This window comes from Quyinboa mangrovi (assembly GCF_042219825.1).
Classification (GTDB): domain Bacteria; phylum Bacteroidota; class Bacteroidia; order Bacteroidales; family UBA5342; genus JBHJHP01.
Map to the genome: position 1 here is coordinate 1 of NZ_JBHJHQ010000029.1, position 2,096 is coordinate 2,096.

The 2,096-nt window shown below is 33.2% G+C and carries 3 protein-coding genes; all 3 read left to right on the forward strand.

All coding sequences use genetic code 11. The features are described from left to right. The first annotated feature begins 228 nt into the window (after nt 1–228). The 3 genes from ACE1ET_RS20350 (at nt 229) to ACE1ET_RS20360 (ending at nt 1,994) form a co-directional block, all read left to right on the forward strand. Complete coding sequence (locus ACE1ET_RS20350; protein WP_375730266.1) at nt 229–882, forward strand: flotillin-like FloA family protein; 654 nt, start codon at nt 229–231, stop codon at nt 880–882. Nucleotides 883–1,106: 224 nt separating this feature from the next. Continuing rightward, nucleotides 1,107–1,421, forward strand: coding sequence for a hypothetical protein (locus tag ACE1ET_RS20355; protein WP_375730267.1), 315 nt, complete (start codon nt 1,107–1,109; stop codon nt 1,419–1,421). Between the two features lie 243 nt (nt 1,422–1,664). Then, complete coding sequence (locus tag ACE1ET_RS20360; RefSeq protein WP_375730268.1) at nt 1,665–1,994, forward strand: hypothetical protein; 330 nt, start codon at nt 1,665–1,667, stop codon at nt 1,992–1,994. The last annotated feature ends 102 nt before the right edge of the window (nt 1,995–2,096 follow it).

The following is a 2,096-nucleotide window of genomic DNA, read 5'->3' on the forward strand; positions in this document are numbered from 1 at the left end:
AGATTTTTTGCAGACAGAGACTGAAAATAAAATAAGAAAAACTGGCACTAACACGCGGTCATAGTGCATGCGGTTTTATTTTAACTTGCAAATCCTATTTCCGTATGCCGTCGTTTTCGGCTTGACAGTCTCCACTGCGTGGGACAGTCAACCGCACGACACCATACCGCGGGAACGTTGTGCCCAATTTAAAAATAAAGCTATTTCAGACTATATCGGAAAGGACTTATGGACGAATTTTTAATATTAATAATTGTTTTAGGATTGTTGGGAACTATAATCTTAATCCCAGCAACTATAACTTGGTTGAGAGCAAATCAATTAGGAGCAAAGATTAATTTATCTCAAGCTTTTGGTTTTATGATGAGAAAAACCAATAAAAAAGATTTCTTTAATGGTATCGCCGGATTTCAGAAAAATAAGATCAATGTGACATTGCAGTATCTTGAAGCTCATTTTTTGGCGGGAGGTAATTTATTGAATTGTTTAAATGGGTATTTGTACGCGAAGAAAAATGGATTAGATATTGATTTTCAAATAATTTCTGCAATTGATTTAGCTGGGAAAGACTCAATAGAAGCGTTAAAAGACTCGAATAAAGAATATTATTTAAGAATTGATAATTTAAAAAACAAAACATTGTCTCTTGATTATTCTGGGAAGTATAAATATGTATTCCCTAGTGTTTTCATTGATAAAGATGAAATGAAGATTAAAAATAAAATAACTGAAAAATTGCAGAAATTTCTAGACTCCTGGCAGAATGATAATCCTTTAGATACTGAAAAGATGATTTTAGAGAATATACTAAATACAGAATTTTGGGAAGGAAATCTAAGAATTACAATCTTGAAACAAGATTTTACTATACGAAAAAAATAAAAAAACTGGGCACAACACGCGGTCATAGTGCATGGCAGTACTTTTAAATAAAATATATCAACGTTCGCTGCAAGCGCTTTTCGTCCTGACAGTTCCTTTCCCGTCGGAAAGAAACTGCCACGACACCATACCGCGGGAACGTTAGGCACAATATAGATTCCCAAAAACATTAACTAGAGAAGATTAGAAATGATCAAAAGCTAACATTAGAATTCAATTTTTTCATGGACGACATTTATAAGTTCGCATTCCTTTTTTTGATAGTTTATCTGATAGCAACAACATTACAGACTGTATTTGCAGGGTATCAATATGACAATGCAAAAAAGAAATCTGATAAAGCATATAAGGACAAACATTCCATTGATTTTTTAGGAGGAACTGCTTCAGCAATTATTCCGACAAAAATCAAAGACACTGACCCATTGTTAGAAAAATATGTAACCAGATATAATAAACTAGCTTTGAGATGGTGGATTTCATTTTTAATTGGAATCCCTCTATTTATTTACTTGTTAGAAAAAGTTAATAACACATAGATAAAAATAAAATACTGTGCCTAACACGCGTTCATAGTTCATGGCAGTACTTTTAAACAAAATAATTCAACGTTCGCAGCCAGGCACTTTCGTCCTGACAGTTCCTATCCTATCGGACAGAAACTGCCACGACACCATACCGCGGGAACGTTGCCTGCAATATTGCTAAAAAAGTTCACTGACAATAATTTGACATATGATTGATTATTTATTTTAGATATGTGGGATGCCTTACAATTAATAATGGGAATCGCTATTTATATTGTGATTGGATATTTCGGGATAAGGTTGATTTCCAAGTGGATATCTAATTTGAATGTTTATATACGACTCCTGATAGTATCTTTTTGTTATGCATTGGTTTGGGGAATTGGGATCGCAGCTTCCGGTGGAGATCCTGGATTTGGTTTCCCTGTACCAAATATTTTAGCAATTGGACTAATGATTAGTATTGGCTTTTATTATGGAGCGTTAAAAGGATTGATTATTCTATCATTTTGGTGGATTTTAATTTTTACTATAATGTTAATTAGACATTTGACAAAGCAGAAACATCTTCACAAAATGGAATAAATTTGAATAAAAAAACACTGCAGGCAACACTATTCTAAGGAAAAACCAAAATATTGTGCAATAAATTAGGCAGCAAATCTACTTAAGTCCACATACGGTGAT